Raw genomic sequence first — 614 nt, forward strand, 5'->3', positions numbered from 1 at the left:
GTCAGATCCACGTTGCCGCTGAAATCGCCGGTATTGGCAAACCGTCCGCCGTCCACGTCGATATCGAGCAGGTCGTTGCCGGTGTACCCGTCGGTCCAGAACTGGCCGGCTGCGGAAATATCAATTTCTGCACCGCCCGCGCCTGTAATCAGCTCCCCTTCTACGTTCAGATAGCCGTGGTTCACAGACAGTCGGCCGCCGGACCCGAAGTCCAGATCCCGCAGGGTTGTGGTGCCACCATAGTTGACCCAGTTCCCCGCCAGATCGACGCTGTCACCGTTGTCTGCTCCTGGCAGGCGGCCCTCGTCCCAGTTCAGACGGTTGTCCCAGCGCACGCCCTCGCCCAGATCATTGGGCACAAAGCGCAGCGTATCTGCCGGGGCAATGGACGGGCTGACATCAATGCCGAAACCGGCCTGGAAGTAGCTGGTGATCAGATCCGCATCGGTCATCCCGTTTGCTGTAGATCCCAGGTCCTGGCGCAGGAAGGCCGAAAGGTCCCGGATCGTGGCATCCGGTTTGTCGAGGAGTGCGGCTGCATAGAGCTGGATCGTTGTCTGATCCGCAACGGCCGCGTCGACACCATCGGTGTTGCGGTCATTGTCGCGCCCCAG

At 61.7% G+C, this 614-nt stretch carries 1 pseudogene; it reads right to left on the reverse strand.

The features are described 5' to 3' along the window. Positions 1-614: pseudogene (locus tag Q1A34_RS21950) on the reverse strand (hypothetical protein); the annotation flags it as partial.

Origin of the sequence: uncultured Roseobacter sp., assembly GCF_947491795.1 — a bacterium.
Lineage (GTDB): Bacteria > Pseudomonadota > Alphaproteobacteria > Rhodobacterales > Rhodobacteraceae > Roseobacter.